The 14,845-nt window shown below is 67.1% G+C and carries 17 protein-coding genes; 14 read left to right on the top strand and 3 right to left on the bottom strand.

All coding sequences use genetic code 11. The annotated features are described in order from the left end of the window. Positions 1 to 3 precede the first annotated feature (3 nt). From der to EJO66_RS17605, 10 genes are all read left to right on the top strand, one after another. On the top strand, positions 4 to 1,347 hold the full coding sequence (der, locus tag EJO66_RS17650; protein WP_124957673.1) for a ribosome biogenesis GTPase Der: 1,344 nt from the start codon (positions 4 to 6) through the stop codon (positions 1,345 to 1,347). Positions 1,348 to 1,511: 164 nt separating this feature from the next. After that, a complete protein-coding gene (hfq, locus tag EJO66_RS17645; protein ID WP_012747311.1) occupies positions 1,512 to 1,757 on the top strand; it encodes an RNA chaperone Hfq in 246 nt (81 codons plus the stop codon). Between the two features lie 52 nt (positions 1,758 to 1,809). Continuing rightward, positions 1,810 to 2,979 carry a GTPase HflX gene (gene hflX / locus EJO66_RS17640; RefSeq protein ID WP_124957674.1) on the top strand — a complete coding sequence of 390 codons (1,170 nt, stop codon included), beginning with the start codon at positions 1,810 to 1,812 and terminating at the stop codon, positions 2,977 to 2,979. A 74-nt stretch (positions 2,980 to 3,053) separates the two neighbouring features. After that, a complete protein-coding gene (gene hflK, locus EJO66_RS17635) occupies positions 3,054 to 4,424 on the top strand; it encodes an FtsH protease activity modulator HflK (protein WP_124957675.1) in 1,371 nt (456 codons plus the stop codon). A 16-nt stretch (positions 4,425 to 4,440) separates the two neighbouring features. Next, on the top strand, positions 4,441 to 5,346 hold the full coding sequence (gene hflC / locus EJO66_RS17630; protein WP_124957676.1) for a protease modulator HflC: 906 nt from the start codon (positions 4,441 to 4,443) through the stop codon (positions 5,344 to 5,346). Positions 5,347 to 5,364: 18 nt separating this feature from the next. Then, positions 5,365 to 5,553, top strand: a complete 189-nt coding sequence (locus EJO66_RS17625; protein WP_012747315.1) for a DUF2065 domain-containing protein — start codon at positions 5,365 to 5,367, stop codon at positions 5,551 to 5,553. Between the two features lie 43 nt (positions 5,554 to 5,596). After that, positions 5,597 to 6,757, top strand: a complete 1,161-nt coding sequence (locus EJO66_RS17620) for an ATP phosphoribosyltransferase regulatory subunit (RefSeq protein WP_124957678.1) — start codon at positions 5,597 to 5,599, stop codon at positions 6,755 to 6,757. A 23-nt stretch (positions 6,758 to 6,780) separates the two neighbouring features. Next, positions 6,781 to 8,112 carry an adenylosuccinate synthase gene (locus EJO66_RS17615; protein WP_124957679.1) on the top strand — a complete coding sequence of 444 codons (1,332 nt, stop codon included), beginning with the start codon at positions 6,781 to 6,783 and terminating at the stop codon, positions 8,110 to 8,112. Between the two features lie 19 nt (positions 8,113 to 8,131). Further along, positions 8,132 to 8,656 (top strand): phosphoribosyltransferase, encoded by a 525-nt coding sequence (locus EJO66_RS17610; protein WP_124957680.1) that lies wholly within the window; start codon positions 8,132 to 8,134, stop codon positions 8,654 to 8,656. A 177-nt stretch (positions 8,657 to 8,833) separates the two neighbouring features. Beyond that, positions 8,834 to 9,391 carry a hemerythrin domain-containing protein gene (locus EJO66_RS17605; protein WP_125965698.1) on the top strand — a complete coding sequence of 186 codons (558 nt, stop codon included), beginning with the start codon at positions 8,834 to 8,836 and terminating at the stop codon, positions 9,389 to 9,391. Between the two features lie 16 nt (positions 9,392 to 9,407). Here EJO66_RS17605 and EJO66_RS17600 read toward each other — a convergent pair whose 3' ends face one another. Beyond that, on the bottom strand, positions 9,408 to 9,860 hold the full coding sequence (locus EJO66_RS17600) for a VOC family protein (protein ID WP_124957682.1): 453 nt from the start codon (positions 9,858 to 9,860) through the stop codon (positions 9,408 to 9,410). Positions 9,861 to 9,922: 62 nt separating this feature from the next. Next, entirely contained in the window at positions 9,923 to 10,786 is an 864-nt protein-coding gene (locus EJO66_RS17595) for a helix-turn-helix domain-containing protein (RefSeq protein ID WP_124957683.1), read from the bottom strand. A gap of 75 nt (positions 10,787 to 10,861) precedes the next feature. Between EJO66_RS17595 and EJO66_RS17590 the strand changes: the two genes are divergently transcribed. Together EJO66_RS17590 and EJO66_RS17585 are read left to right on the top strand one after the other, a co-directional pair. Then, on the top strand, positions 10,862 to 12,055 hold the full coding sequence (locus EJO66_RS17590; RefSeq protein ID WP_125965697.1) for a PLP-dependent transferase: 1,194 nt from the start codon (positions 10,862 to 10,864) through the stop codon (positions 12,053 to 12,055). A 113-nt stretch (positions 12,056 to 12,168) separates the two neighbouring features. Further along, on the top strand, positions 12,169 to 12,372 hold the full coding sequence (locus EJO66_RS17585) for a hypothetical protein (protein WP_047785064.1): 204 nt from the start codon (positions 12,169 to 12,171) through the stop codon (positions 12,370 to 12,372). 75 nt (positions 12,373 to 12,447) lie between these two features. On the opposite strand, the gene EJO66_RS17580 is transcribed toward EJO66_RS17585, so the two are convergent. Beyond that, positions 12,448 to 13,128 (bottom strand): arylesterase, encoded by a 681-nt coding sequence (locus EJO66_RS17580; protein WP_164547847.1) that lies wholly within the window; start codon positions 13,126 to 13,128, stop codon positions 12,448 to 12,450. Between EJO66_RS17580 and EJO66_RS17575 the strand changes: the two genes are divergently transcribed. Together EJO66_RS17575 and EJO66_RS17570 are read left to right on the top strand one after the other, a co-directional pair. Then, positions 13,127 to 13,849, top strand: a complete 723-nt coding sequence (locus tag EJO66_RS17575; RefSeq protein WP_124957685.1) for an ABC transporter ATP-binding protein — start codon at positions 13,127 to 13,129, stop codon at positions 13,847 to 13,849. The two genes, EJO66_RS17580 and EJO66_RS17575, sit on opposite strands and share 2 nt — an antisense overlap. Further along, positions 13,846 to 14,826, top strand: a complete 981-nt coding sequence (locus tag EJO66_RS17570) for a hypothetical protein (RefSeq protein WP_124957686.1) — start codon at positions 13,846 to 13,848, stop codon at positions 14,824 to 14,826. The genes EJO66_RS17575 and EJO66_RS17570 overlap by 4 nt, the downstream gene beginning before the upstream one ends. The last annotated feature ends 19 nt before the right edge of the window (positions 14,827 to 14,845 follow it).

Genomic DNA, 14,845 nt, shown 5'->3' with positions numbered 1-14,845 from the left:
GCCATGAAGCCGGTCGTGGCCCTGGTCGGGCGGCCCAACGTCGGCAAGTCGACCCTTTTCAACCGCCTGACGCAGACGCGCGACGCCATCGTCGCCGACTTTGCCGGGCTCACGCGCGACCGCCACTATGGCAATGGCCGCCTGGGCAAGCACGAGTTCATCGTGATCGACACCGGCGGCTTCGAGCCCGATGCGGGCAGCGGCATCTACAAGGAAATGGCCAAGCAGACGCGGCAGGCCGTGGCCGAGGCCGACGTCGTGATCTTCGTGGTCGATGCCCGCGAAGGCCTTTCGGCGCAGGACCACGACATTGCGAACGAGCTGCGCCGGCTCGGCAAGCCCTGCGTGCTGGCGGCCAACAAGGCCGAAGGCATGCACGACGGCACCAAGCTGGTCGATTTCTACGAACTCGGCTTCGGCGACGTGCATGGCGTGTCCGCGGCGCATGGGCAGGGCATGCGCGACCTGGTCGAGCTGGCGCTCGCACCGCTGAACCTGCCCGACCCGGACGACGAGGTGGACGAGGACGACGTCAACAAGCCCATCAAGCTGGCGGTGGCCGGACGGCCGAACGTTGGCAAGTCCACGCTGATCAACACCTGGCTCGGCGAAGAGCGCCTGGTGGCGTTCGACTTGCCGGGCACCACGCGCGACGCCATCTCGGTGCCGTTCGAGCGCAACGGGCAGCGCTTCGAACTGATCGACACGGCCGGCCTGCGCCGCAAGGGCAAGGTGTTCGAGGCGATCGAGAAGTTCTCGGTGGTCAAGACGCTGCAGGCCATCGAGTCGGCCAACGTCGTGCTGCTGCTGCTCGATGCGACGCAGGGCGTGACCGACCAGGACGCGCACATTGCCGGCTACATCCTCGAAAGCGGCCGCGCGGTGGTGATTGCCATCAACAAGTGGGACGCGGTCGACAGCTACCAGCGCGAGCAGATCCAGCGCCAGATCGAGACCCGGTTGCCGTTCCTCAAGTTCGCATCGCTGCATTTCATCTCGGCCATCAAGCGCCAGGGCCTCGGTCCGGTGTGGCAGGCCATTGCGCAGGCCCACAAGTCGGCCACGCGGAAGATGTCCACGCCCGTGCTGACCCGGCTGCTGCTGGAGGCGGTGCAGTTCCAGTCGCCCAAGCGCGCGGGCATGTTCCGGCCCAAGCTGCGATATGCGCATCAGGGCGGCATGAATCCGCCGGTGATCATCATCCACGGCAATTCGCTGGAGCACGTCACCGAGGCCTACAAGCGCTTTCTCGAGGGGCGCTTCCGCAAGGAGTTCGATCTTGTGGGCACGCCCTTGCGCATCCAGTTCAAAAGCTCGCAAAATCCCTTTGCGGACAAGGACGATTGAGCGCGCTTGGCTGCCGATGGCGGCCGATGAGCCGTGGCCGGGTCGAAAGTTCCGCCTTTTGAGAGACGTTATTTTTCAAAGGCTTTTGGCCCCGATTGCTGCAGCGCAGAAACCCTGTGTTAAGGTCATCTCTCCAACAACTACTCTTGAACACGGAGAATATCGTGAGCAATAAAGGGCAACTTCTACAAGACCCGTTTCTGAACACCCTGCGTCGCGAGCATGTGCCGGTCTCCATTTATCTGGTGAACGGTATCAAGCTGCAGGGCCAGATCGAGTCTTTCGACCAGTACGTCGTGTTGCTTCGCAACACGGTGACGCAAATGGTCTACAAGCACGCCATCTCCACCATCGTGCCGGGTCGTGCCGTCAACTTCTCGGCTGCCGAGAACGACGACGCCGCAGCCTGATCGCGCGGAGCGCGGCGGTAACCCCGCCGCGCTTTTTCCATATTGATCCCGCTTGTCTGAACTGAACTCCCGCCAGGAAGGCGCCGCCGTTCTCGTCGGCGTCGATTTCGGGCTGCCCCATTTCGACAGCGAACTCGAGGAACTCGGCCTGCTCGCGCAGACCGCGGGCCTTGCGCCTGTCGCGCGCCTCGTCTGCAAGCGCAAGGCGCCCGACGCGGCCCTGTTCGTCGGCAGCGGCAAGGCCGACGAAATCAAGGAACTGGCCGCCATGCATCAGGCCAGCGAGGTCATCTTCGACCAGTCGCTAAGCCCGGCGCAGCAGCGCAACCTCGAGCGCCAGCTCGACGTGGCGGTGTACGACCGGACCTTCCTCATCCTCGAAATCTTCGCCCAGCGTGCCCGCTCCCATGAGGGCAAGCTGCAGGTCGAGCTGGCTCGCCTGCAGTACCTGAGCACGCGCCTGGTGCGCCGCTGGTCCCACCTGGAGCGCCAGACGGGCGGTGCGGGCGTGCGCGGCGGTCCCGGCGAAAAGCAGATCGAGCTCGATCGCCGGATGATCAGCGAATCGATCAAGCGCACGCGCGAGCGCCTGGCCAAGGTGCAGAAGCAGCGCGGCACGCAGCGCCGCCAGCGCGAGCGCCGCGAGACCTTCAACATCTCGCTCGTGGGCTATACCAACGCCGGCAAGTCGTCCCTGTTCAATGCCCTGGTCAAGGCTCGCGCGTACGCGGCCGACCAGCTCTTTGCCACGCTCGACACCACCACGCGCAACCTCTACCTGGGCGATGCCCGCAGGCAGGTTTCGATTTCCGATACCGTCGGCTTCATTCGCGACCTTCCGCACGGGCTGGTCGATGCCTTCAAGGCCACGCTGCAGGAGGCCGTCGATGCCGACTTGCTGCTGCACGTGGTGGACGCCTCCAATCCGCATTACCCGGAGCAGATGGCCGAGGTGCAGTCCGTTCTTCGCGACATCGGTGCCGACACAGTTCCGCAGCTTCTGGTGTTCAACAAGCTCGATGCCCTTGAAACTGCGCAGCACCCGCTGCATCTGCAGGACGACATGGAAATCGACGGCGTGCGGGTTCCGCGTATCTTCCTCAGCGCCCGCAGCGGCGAGGGGCTGCCACTTCTGCGAGCCGAACTGGCCCGCCGGTCGGGCTCCCTGGGCGATACGATGACCCCAGAGGCCGACACTGAATTGCACGATACCGCCAATTGATTGGGCACAATCCCGCCACTGACAAGAGAACGAAGCGAATGAATGCAAAGCCAGCGTGGAGAGGGTTTCTGGGCATGTTCAACCTGAACGATGGCCGATGGGGCCGTGGTGACGAGCCGTCGTCCAACGGCGACCGCCCGACCGGCAACCGGCCTCCCGACGGCGACCCGCCGGGCGCACCGACGCCACCGCCCTCGGGCAACAACAACGGCAACGGCAACCGCCCCCGCGGCCAGGGCCCGAACCAGGGGCCGCCCGACCTCGACGAACTCTGGCGCGACCTCAATCGCAAGCTGGGGGGCTTCTTCGGCGGCAAGGGCGGCGGCAATCGCCCCAGCGGCGGCAACAACGGCGGCGGCGGCAACGGCTACCGTCCTGACATGAAGAATGCCGGCTTCGGCCTCGGACTGGTGGCGGCGGTTGCCGTTCTCATCTGGCTCGGTACCGGCTTCTTCATCGTGAATGAAGGCCAGCAGGCCGTGGTGACCCAGTTCGGGCGCTACAAGTCGACCGTGGGCGCGGGCTTCAACTGGCGCCTGCCATACCCCATCCAGCGCCACGAAGTGGTGGTGGTCACGCAGATCCGCTCGACTGACGTCGGCCGCGATGCCATCGTGCGTTCGACCGGCCTGCGCGAATCGGCCATGCTGACCGAAGACGAGAACATCGTCGAGATCAAGTTCGCCGTGCAATACCGCCTGAGCGATGCGCGCGCCTATCTGTACGAAAGCAAATCACCCACCGAAACCGTGGTGCAGGTGGCGGAAACCGCCGTGCGCGAAGTGGTCGGCAAGATGAAGATGGACGCGGCCCTTGCCGAGGAGCGCGACCAGATCGCGCCGCGCGTGCGTACGTTGATGCAGACCATCCTCGATCGCTACAAGGTCGGGGTCGAGGTCGTCGGCATCAACCTGCAGCAAGGCGGCGTGCGGCCACCCGAGCAGGTGCAGGCCGCCTTCGACGATGTGCTCAAGGCCGGACAGGAGCGCGAGCGCGCCAAGAACGAGGCCCAGGCCTATGCAAACGACGTGATTCCGCGTGCAACCGGTACTTCGTCGCGCCTCAAGGAAGAGTCCGAGGCCTACAAGGCGCGCATCGTTGCGCAGGCGCAAGGTGATGCCGGGCGCTTTGGTGCGGTGCTGGCCGAGTACCAGAAGGCGCCGCAGGTGACGCGCGACCGCATGTATACCGACGCCATGCAGCAGATCTACGCCAGCACCACCAAGGTGCTGGTCGATACCAAGCAAGGCTCCAACCTGCTGTACCTGCCGCTGGACAAGCTCATGCAGCTGAGCGGCAACAATCCGGCCGCAACGCCGGTCGATGCGGCCAGTCCCAGCGTGGCGGGTACCGCGCCAGCCCAGTCGTCGGTGATTCCGGTGGCGCCGCCATCGAGCGAAAGCCGCGCCCGCGATGGCCGTTCGCGCGATCGCGACGTGCGTTGAAAAGGCCAGTAAGAACATGAACAGAATCGGATTCATCGCTTCGTCGATCCTCGTGCTGCTGGTGCTGCTGAGCTCGACGCTCTTCGTCGTCGACCAGCGCCAGTTCGGCGTGGTGTATGCCCTCGGCCAGATCAAGCAGGTCATCACCGAGCCCGGCCTGAACTTCAAGCTGCCGCCGCCGTTCCAGAACGTGTCGTACATCGACAAGCGGCTGCTCACGCTCTCCAGCCTCGACACCGAGCCCATGCTCACGGCCGAGAAGCAGCGCGTGGTGATCGATTGGTACGTGCGCTGGCGCATCACCGATCCGCAGGCCTACATCCGCAACGTGGGTCTCGACGAAAACGCGGGTGCCATGCAGCTCAACCGCGTGGTGCGCAACGCCTTCCAGGAAAACATCAACAAGCGCACCGTGCGCGACCTGATCTCGGTGCGCCGCGAGGCGCTGATGGCCGACGTGCAGCGCGAGGTGCTGGCCGTGGTGAAGGGTGCCAAGCCCTGGGGCGTTGACGTCATCGACGTGCGCATCACGCGTGTCGACTATGTGGAAGCCATCACCGAATCGGTCTATCGCCGGATGGAGGCGGAGCGCAAGCGCGTGGCCAATGAATTGCGTTCGACCGGCTTTGCGGAAGGTGAAAAGATCCGCGCCGACGCCGACCGCCAGCGCGAAGTGATCGTGGCGAACGCCTACCGCGATGCCCAGAAGATCAAGGGCGAGGGCGATGCCCAGGCCGCCGCTGCCTACAGCGAGGCCTTCGGCCGCGATCCGCAGTTTGCGCAGTTCTACCGCAGCCTGGACGCCTACAAGCAAAGCTTCAACAAGAAGAGCGACGTGATGGTGCTCGACCCGTCGTCGGACTTCTTCCGCGCCATGCAGAGCGCCGGCACGCCCGCAGGCAACGCTCCTCCACGCCGCTGATCCGGCGCCGGGCCGCCCGTGAGCGCCGAGATCTTCTGGAGTGCGCTGGCGCTCGTCCTGGTGATCGAGGGCATCCTGCCTTTCGTCTCGCCGGGCGGGTGGCGGCGCGGTTTCGGGCAGCTCATGCAGCTGCGCGACGGCCAGCTGCGCTTCTTCGGACTCTGCAGCATCTTGCTGGGTTTGGCCCTTCTTTGGCTGCTGGGGTAGCGCGGCCCGGTAGAATCCCGGTTTAACCACGCCCCCGATCCCCATGTCCGCCTGGGTCCTCCCGGATCACATTGCCGATGTGCTGCCTTCCGAGGCGCGCCACATCGAAGAACTTCGACGCCAGCTGCTCGATACCGCCCGTGGCTATGGCTACGAGCTGGTAATGCCGCCGCTGCTCGAGCACCTCGAGTCGCTGCTGTCCGGCACCGGCGAGGCGCTCGACCTCCAAACCTTCAAGCTGGTCGACCAACTCTCCGGCCGCAGCATGGGCCTGCGGGCCGACACCACGCCCCAGGTGGCACGCATCGACGCCCACCTGCTGAACCGCGAAGGCGTGGCACGGCTGTGCTACTGCGGGCCGGTGCTGCACACCCGCCCCGACAGGCCGCACGCCACGCGCGAGCCGTTGCAGTTCGGGGCCGAAATCTATGGCCATGCGGGCCTCGAGGCCGACACCGAAGTGCTGCTGCTGGCGCTCGATTGCCTGCATGCGTCGGGCCTGAAGGACGGCGTGATCGTCGACCTGGCGGATGCGCGCATCGTGCGGGCGCTGTTTGCGGGCGTGCCGGTCGACGCCGCCATGCTGGCGCGCGTGCACGCGGCGCTGGTTGCCAAGGACGCGAGCGAGCTGCATGCGCTGACGCGCAACTTTCCGGCGTCGTCGCGCGACGGCCTGCGCGCGCTGGTCCAGCTGTATGGCGATGCGGCGGTGCTCGACGAGGCCGCCAAGGCCCTCAAGGGCACGCCGGCCGTGAGCGCGGCGCTGGCCGGATTGAAGCAACTGGCCGCAAGCCTCGGCGCAGATCCGGCGCGGCAGATCAGCTTCGACCTGGCCGACCTGCGCGGCTATGCCTACTACAGCGGCATGCGCTTCGGTATCTACGTGCCGGGCGCGGCCGATGCGCTGGTGCGCGGCGGGCGCTATGACGAAGTCGGCGCCGTGTTCGGCCGCAACCGGCCGGCGGTCGGCTTCAGCCTCGACGTGCGCGAACTGGTCGGCGTGCTGCCGGCGCGTCCGCTGCGTGCCGCCATCCGCGCGCCCTGGAGCGACGCGGCCGGCCTGCGAGATGCCATTGCCGGGCTGCGCAGGGCCGGCGAGATCGTGGTCTGCGCACTGCCGGGCCACGGCAGCGAGATCGATGAATTCCATTGCGACCGCGAGCTCGTCGAGCACGCAGGGCAGTGGCAAGTCCGAGCCATCTGAATTTTTGAAGTAATGGAACGAGCATGAGCGTAACCACCGGAAGAAACGTGGTCGTCGTCGGCACCCAATGGGGCGATGAAGGCAAAGGCAAGCTGGTCGACTGGCTGACGGAAAGCGCCCAGGGCGTGGTCCGCTTCCAGGGCGGCCACAACGCGGGCCACACGCTGGTCATCAACGGCGTGAAGACTGCGTTGCACCTCATTCCCAGCGGGATCATGCGGCCCGGCGTCAAGTGCTACATCGGCAATGGCGTGGTGCTTTCGGCTGCCAAGCTGTTCGAGGAAATCGAAGGGCTCGAGAAGGCCGGCGTCGAAGTGCGTTCGCGCCTGCGCATCAGCGAGGCCTGCCCGCTGATCCTGCCTTTCCACGCGGCGCTCGACATCGCGCGGGAAACGTATCGCGAAAAGGGCGGCGTCGAGAAGATCGGCACCACCGGCCGCGGCATCGGCCCGGCCTACGAAGACAAGATCGCGCGCCGTGCGCTGCGCGTGCAGGACCTGAAGCACCCGGAGCGTTTTGCGACCAAGCTGCGCGTGCTGCTCGACCTGCACAACCATGTGCTGACGCAGGTGCTCGGCGCTCCTGCCATCGACTTCGACCTGGTGTTCGACGAGGCGATGCGCCATGCCGTACTGCTCAAGCCGATGATGGCCGACGTGTCGCGCGAGCTGAACGACGCGCACAAGGCCGGCGCCAACCTGCTGTTCGAAGGCGCGCAGGGCACGCTGCTCGACGTCGACCACGGCACCTACCCCTACGTCACCTCGAGCAACTGCGTGGCCGGCAATGCCGCTGCGGGCTCGGGCGTGGGCCCGGGCATGCTGCACTACATCCTGGGCATCACCAAGGCCTATTGCACGCGCGTGGGCGGCGGTCCGTTCCCGACGGAACTCGACTGGGGCACGCCGGGCACGCCGGGCTACCACATGAGCACCGTGGGCGCCGAAAAGGGCGTCACCACGGGCCGCAGCCGCCGCTGCGGCTGGTTCGATGCCGCGCTGCTCAAGCGCTCGGCGCAGGTCAACGGCCTGTCGGGCCTGTGCATCACCAAGCTCGACGTGCTCGACGGGCTCGAGAAGCTCGAGCTGTGCACCGGCTACGAGCTCGATGGCGAGATCACCGACATCCTGCCCATGGGCGCCGACGAGATCGAGCGCTGCACGCCCATCTACGAGACCCTCGAAGGCTGGAGCGAGAGCACCGTCGGCGTCACGCAGTACGACAAGCTGCCCGTGAACGCACGGCTCTATCTGCAGCGCATCGAGCAGATCACCGGCGTGCCGATCCACATGGTTTCCACGAGCCCTGATCGCGACCACACGATCATGATGCGCCACCCCTATCTCGCGGACTGAACAGGAGCGAACCCCCACCATGTTGACCGAAGACGGCAAGCATCTCTACGTCAGCTACGACGAGTACAACAACCTGATCGAGAAGCTCGCGATCAAGATCCACCAGTCGGGCTGGCACTTCGACACCATCCTGTGCCTCGCGCGCGGCGGCATGCGGCCGGGCGATGTGCTTTCGCGCATCTTCGACAAGCCGCTGGCGATCATGTCGACCAGCTCGTACCGGGCCGACGCCGGCACGGTGCAAGGGCACCTGGACATCGCGCGCTTCATCACCACGCCCAAGGGCGAGATCGCCGGCAGGGTGCTGCTGGTGGACGACCTGGCCGACTCGGGCCACACGCTGCATGCGGTGATGGACATGCTGCGCAACAACTACAAGCCGATCACCGAACTGCGCAGCGCGGTGATCTGGACCAAGGCGCTCTCCACCTTCACGCCCGACTACTCGGTCGAGTACCTGCCGACCAACCCGTGGATCCATCAGCCCTTCGAAGGCTACGACTCGCTCGGCGCCGAGAAGCTGCTGGAGAAGTGGTCGGTCTGACCTCGCTGCGCCTGCGGCAGCGCCTCATCGGCATTCGGGCCGCCGCGCTGTAGGTGCAGCGCGCATATGCGCCGGCGCGGCTTGCAGCGGCCGCCGCAACGGCGTAGAACCATAGCGTTAAAGGCTTAGGTTCACAGGCAAGGCTTGGGGCCGTTCGCGGCTCCGAAGGAGTGAAGCATGTTGGCGGCTGAATGCGCGTGGGCCATCTTGCGCGCCGAGCACGTTCGCACCCGGGAGTTGCTGGCCCGCCTCGAAACGGCGATGAAGGCGGGGGTTGAGGCGAGCGTCCGGCAACGGGCAAGGGCTGCCATCGACGTCATCGAGCGCCTTCAGGCCTTCGAAGAAACAACGCACCGTCCCAAGGGCGTTGTCATGCTGAACATGCTGCGCGGCAGGTCGAGCGAGGCCGACGGGCTTCTCGACCAGCTCGATTCGGAGAGCGAGCGCTGCAGCGGCCTCCTTGCACAGTCAAAGCTCCTCCTGGAGCGCGCCGGATCCGGCGACACGGGCGCGGCCGCGGCGGCCGACGCGCTGCTGCAGCAGCACCGGCACTTGATGTCCGCGCATCTGGACAAGGAAGACACGCTGTTGCATTCGCATACGGCACTGCTGCTCAGTCCGGAGGAATGGGCCACCGTGGTCTCGTCCATCTCGAAGGAAGTCGGTGCGGCGAAGAGAAGGGGCGAGCCTCGGCGCCTGCCGGTGCGCGGGCAAGTCTCGAAGCCCGCGGGCTGATATTCCGGACGGCCGCCTAGGCGCCTTCGGAATCGAACATCGCGGTATAGCGCCGCTGCATTTCTTCCGGCGTCAGCTTCTCGATGCTGTGGCCCACGTTCCAGCGATGGCCGAAGGGATCGCGGAACACGCCCGATCGCTCGCCGTAGAACTGGTCCTGCGGCGCCATGTCGAGCGTGGCGCCGGCTGCCACGGCACGCGCCACCACGGCGTCGGCATCGTCCACGTGCAGGTGCAGCGTCACCGCGGTGCCGCCCAGCGTCCTGGCGCTGCGGATGTTGTATTCGGCGAACTCGTCCGAGATCATCAGGATCGCGCCGTTGTGGAAGTCGAGTTCCGCATGGCCGATGCGGCCGCTCGGCTCGGTGAGCCGGAAGATCTCCTTGACTTCGAAGACCTTGCAATAGAAGTCGATGGCCGCGCCGGCATCGTCGACGCAGAGATACGGAAACAGTTCGTGGATTGCCATGAGGGTCGTCTTTCGAGAGGAAGGAAGCCATGTCCTGGCGCCGATTCTGCGGCGCCGCACCGCTAGCGTCTTGAAGGAATTTGACCCGTGGCCGCCGGCACATGCCGAGGCGACACGGCCCCGGACTGCCGCCAGGCCTGTGGCGACACGCCCGCCAGCGCCGAGAACTCGCGGCTCAGGTGCGCCTGGTCGCTGTAGCCCGCGGCGAGCGCGATGTCGGCCCAGCTTTGCCCCGGGTCGCCGGCCAGCGCCAGCGCGCGATCGAAACGCATCACGCGACCATATTCCTTCGGACCGAGGCCGATGCCGCTGCGAAAAAGAGCGATGAAGCGGCGGTGGCTGTAGCCGCTGCGTGCCACCAGCGCGGCGATCGGCGGGTTCTCTCGCGCGAGCGGACCGAGCGCTGCGGCAATGGCCGGGTGCAGGCCGCGCAGGCCGGCGCTCTGCGAATCGATGGCGCGCCGGGCGAGCAAGGCTTCGAAGACGGCCAGCTGCGCCTCGAGGCTGCCCGCCGCATGGATCCGTTCGAGCGCGGCATGGGCCTGCTGCGCACCCCACAGCGCATCGAGCGGCGTGTGCTGGCCGGCCAGCACGTCTTCGGGCGCGCCGAGCAGCGCGCGGGCGGCCCCGGGCTGGAGTTGCGCGCCGACGGAGCGCGTGGCCACCGAAACGTCGCGCATGTAGGAGGCGGCACGCGCACCGCCGACGATCGCATGGCCGCAGGTCTGGCCGCGCACGTCGCCCGGGCCGCCGAACAGCTTCAGCGGCGGACCCGAGAGCCGGAACACCAGGTGCATGCCCCCGGTGGGCAGCACATGTTCGCGCGCGCCCGGCTGCCCGGCGGCCGCGCCCGCGGGGGCCGAGGCCCACATCAGCCGCACGTAGGTACGCAGGCAGGGGGCGGGGAGTCTTGTCAGCTGCGGCATGCCGCGGCCCTGGAGAAAAACCGGCTGTTGCCCATCGGCGCATTGTGCGGCGGATTGCCGCGCTAGCATCGGGCCATGAGCAAGCCTTCCACGACCCTGATCCACCACCCCTACACGCCGCCCGCCAACTTCGCCGCGCCGCAGCCTGGCATCTACAAGGCCTCGACCGTGTTCTTTGCCGACGTGGCAGCGATGCGCGCGCGCGACTGGAAGACCAAGGCCGGCTACACCTACGGCCTGCACGGCACGCCGACCACCTTCACGCTCGAGGAGCGCCTGGCCACGCTCGAGGGCGGCACCGAGTGCCTGCTGGTGCCGAGCGGCCTGGCCGCCATTTCGCTGGTTTCCTTTGCCTTCCTGAAGAGCGGCGACGAGGTGCTGATTCCCGACAACGCCTACGGCCCCAACAAGGCGCTGGCGACTGGCGAGCTGGCCAACTTCGGCATCACGCACCGCCTGTACGACGCGATGAATCCCGCCGACCTGGCCGCCAAGCTCTCGGACCGCACGCGGCTGGTCTGGCTCGAGGCGGCGGGCTCGGTGACGATGGAGTTTCCGGACCTGCCGGCGCTCGTGAAAGCCTGCCGCGCGCGCGGCGTGGTGACGGCGCTGGACAACACCTGGGGCGCGGGCCTGGCGTTCGCGCCCTTCGACTTCAACGGCGGCGGCCAGGGCGTCGACATCTCGGTGCACGCGCTCACCAAATATCCGAGCGGCGGCGGCGACGTGCTGATGGGCAGCGTCGTCACGCGCGACGAGCGGCTGCACCGCGCGCTCAAGCTCACGCACATGCGCACGGGTTTCGGCGTCGGCGTCGGCGACGTGGAAACGCTGCTGCGGTCGCTGCCGAGCATCGGGCTGCGCTATGCCGCGCACGACCGTTCGGCGCGCGAGCTGGCGCGCTGGCTTGCCGGCCGCGAAGAGATCGCGCAGGTGCTCCATCCGGCGCTCGAAGGATCGCCTGGCCATGCCAACTGGCGTGCGCTGTGCGGCGGCACGGACCTGGCCGCGGGCCTGTTCTCGGTCGTGTTCGACGAAAGCTTCAGCACCGAGCAGGTCGACCGCTTCTGCGACAGCCTGAACCTGTTCCGCCTCGGCTATTCGTGGGGCGGCCCGGTGAGCCTGGTGGTGCCCTACGATATCGGCCTGATGCGCGACGCGAGCGTGGCGCGGTGGCCCCACAAGGGCACGCTGGTGCGCTTCTCGGTCGGACTGGAAGACGTGGAAGACCTGCGGGCCGACCTGCAGCAGGCGCTCGCGCGGATGTAAGAGAAGTTTTCTGGCCGCAGGGCCCGGCCGCTCCACCGGCTGCGGGTGCACCGTTATCGCTTACAGTTGGATGACACGCAGTCGCTTTGACTGCCTCGTTCAAGGAGAGAACAGTGGCAACACCCAATTACGGCTACGAAAAGCGCCAGAAGGAGCTGGCCAAGAAGAAGAAAAAGGAAGAGAAGCTCCGCGAAAAGGCCAATCGCAAGCTCTCCCCGAGCAGCGAAGGCCTGGCCCCGGGTGACCCGGAAACCGACGTGGCCTCGCTCGAACGCGATCCGCCGACGGTTCCCGATCTGCCGACCAAGAACGGCTGATCCCAAATCAAGGCTCTCGACAAAAAAGCCGCTGCGGGCCCTCGGGCCTGGAGCGGCTTTTTTGTTTCGGCAGGCCTACTTGGCCGCGAGCAGCTTGCGCAGCTCCGGCCAGACGTTGTCGAGCAGTTGCGGCTGCGCGGCGGCCGTGGGATGGATGCGGTCGGCCTGGAACAGCGCAAGCGCGTCGGGCGCGTCGGCCACGCCCTTGAGCAGGAAGGGCACCAGCGCCGCCTTGGTGGTGCTGGCCACCTTGCCGAACACGGCCTCGAAGCGCCGCGTGTAGTCGCCGCCGTAATTGGGCGGCACCTGGATGCCGACGATCAGCACCTTGGCGCCGGCCGCCTGCGCCGCCTTGGTGATCTGCAGCAGGTTTTCCTCGGTGTTCTGCAGCGGCAGGCCGCGCAGCGCATCGTTGGCGCCCAGCTCGACCACCACGTGGCTGGGCTTGTGCTGCGCCAGCAGCGAGGCAAAGCGGGCGCGTCCACCCGAACTGGTGTCGCCGCTGATGCTGGCATTGACCACCGCGGCCGGGATTTTCTGCTGGGCGAGCCGCTTCTCGAGCAGGGGCACCCAGCCTTCGCCGCGCTTCAGGCCGTATTCGGCGCTCAGCGAATCGCCAAGCACCAGGATCACGGGCTTGCGAGGCGCCGCGGCCTGTGCGGTCTGGGCGTGGCCCGCCGTCCATGCCCCTGCGCTGCCAAGTGCGGCAGCGCTCAAGATAAAGTCACGTCGTTTCAAAACGAAAAGCCTTTCCATGTCCCAACCCCCGTCTGATGCCATTGTCGCTGTCGAGCATGTGTTCAAGTCCGTGACCGACTCGACCGGTACGCTCGACATTTTGCAGAACATCGATTTCACCCTGGGCGCGCGGGAAACCGCCGCCATCGTCGGTGCCTCGGGTTCGGGCAAGAGCACCTTGCTGTCGATCATTGCCGGGCTCGACACGCCCACGCGCGGCACCGTCAAGCTCGCGGGCGACGACATTTTCGCCATCGACGAGGACGAGCGCGCCGCGCTGCGCGCCCAGCGCGTGGGCTTCGTGTTCCAGAGCTTCCAGCTGCTGGGCAACCTGAGCGCGCTCGAGAACGTGATGCTGCCGCTCGAACTGGCCGACCGCAAGGACGCGCGCAAGGCCGCCACCGAGATGCTCGGGCGCGTCGGCCTCGGCCAGCGGCTTGGCCACTATCCCAAGGTGCTTTCGGGCGGCGAGCAGCAGCGCGTGGCGCTGGCCAGGGCCTTCGTGGTGCAGCCGGCCCTGCTTCTGGCCGACGAGCCCACCGGCAGCCTCGACTTCGCGACCGGCGAGCAGGTCATGCGGCTGATGTTCGACCTCAACCGCGAACTCGGCACCACGCTCGTGCTGGTCACCCACGATCGCGGCATTGCGGCCCAGTGCGAGCGCCGCATCACCATCGAGGCGGGGCGCATGGCGCTCAACGAGTCGACGCCGGTGCTGGTGGCTTCGCTGCAGGCATGATCGTTCCCCAGTTCTGGGCCGAAGGCCGCATCCAGGAACACGTCGCCGGCAAGCAGATCACGGTGCGGCGCTACGGCTGGTCCGACGAGAGCCCGGTCGCCGCGCAGGCGCACGCCGACCAGCGCACGCGAGAGGCGTTCGAGCGCATCGCCGCGGGCGAACAGCTCAACCGCCGCGAGCGCAAGCTGGCCTACAACGGGGCCGAAGGCGTGCCCATCCGAGAAGAGATCGTCGAGCGGCAGGGCGATACCGTCATCACCCGCAACAGCTACGGCGCGCGCTGCCTCAACACGCCCGACGTGCTGTTCGTCGACATCGATTTCGACGAACCCCTGCGCGGCAGCGTGTTCGGCTTTGCGCTGGTGCCTGCGTTGATCGCGGGCATCGTCGGCGGCTGGACCGCCAGGACCTGGCTGGGCGGGCTGATCGCGGCCATCGTGGTCTTTGCCGTCGCCTACCGCATCGGCTTGGCCAGGAAGCGCGGCGAGGCCAGCGGCAACCCCGCGCCCGAGAAGCGCGCGGCCGAGCGCATCGGGCGCTTCGTCCACCAGCACCCCGACTGGCACCTGCGCATCTACCGCACGCCGGCCGGCCTCCGGGTGCTGGCGATGCACGACGTCTTCAGCCCGGCCGACATGGCGGTGGCCGACTGCTTCCATGCGCTGGGTGTCGACAAGGTCTATGCGCGCATGTGCCGCAACCAGAACTGCTTTCGCGCCCGCCTGAGCGCCAAGCCCTGGCGCATCGGCATCGGCGAGCACCTGCGGCCGCGGCCGGGCGTGTGGCCCGTGTCGCCCGAGAAGCTGCCGCTGCGAGATGCCTGGGTCGCGCGCTACGAAAAGGCCGCCGAAGGCCATGCCGCCTGCCAGTACCTGGAAAGCGCCGGCAACAGCGCACGGGTGCATCCGAATGCGCTGGCCGTGCAGGAGCTGCACGACGAACGCACCCGCGCGCACAGCGGATTGCCGATTGCCTGAAGGACGGGGCGCACAGACC

This window comes from Variovorax beijingensis (genome assembly GCF_003951285.1).
Lineage (GTDB): Bacteria > Pseudomonadota > Gammaproteobacteria > Burkholderiales > Burkholderiaceae_C > Variovorax > Variovorax beijingensis.
This window is presented reverse-complemented; position numbering and strand designations above follow the sequence as displayed.